The organism is Oleiphilus sp. HI0125 (assembly GCF_001635355.1).
The window spans coordinates 1-475 of record NZ_LWGF01001473.1 but is presented as its reverse complement, the minus strand read 5'-3'; the positions used below and the strand labels follow the sequence as shown (position 1 = coordinate 475).

Genomic DNA, 475 nt, shown 5'->3' with positions numbered 1-475 from the left:
TCTTTGATGTCGCGTAGTATTGGCGCGCTGAAGCTTTTCTCATCGAACTGGTCTAGCCAACGATTACGAAATGCAAGCCTAGAAGCTCTGTCCCACGGAAATTCGTGCGCAGGCAGTAGTTCGATACTCTTTAGCTTTTCTTTGGATCTTTGCGTTTCTGGATCGAAACTTCGAAGGCTTTCAATTTCGTCGTCAAATAACTCTATACGAATTGGAAATTCGCTACCCATTGGGTAGACATCAAATATTGAACCACGAACTGCATACTCACCGTGCTCATAGACGGTATCGACATGGCGGTAGCCAACCTGCTCGAGCGAGCGTCGGTAATCATCGGGATTAAACCGACCATCTATTTGCAAAGACAGCGAATTAGCGGCAATGAAGTCAACGGGCGGCAAGCGCTGAAGCAGGGTCTGAACAGGCACTACCAATACGCCATTTTGCATACTGCGCAACGCCGCTAAGGTCGATA

The 475-nt window shown here is 48.0% G+C and carries 1 pseudogene; it reads right to left on the bottom strand.

The features are described from left to right. Positions 1–475: pseudogene (locus A3762_RS28060) on the bottom strand (transcription-repair coupling factor); the annotation flags it as partial.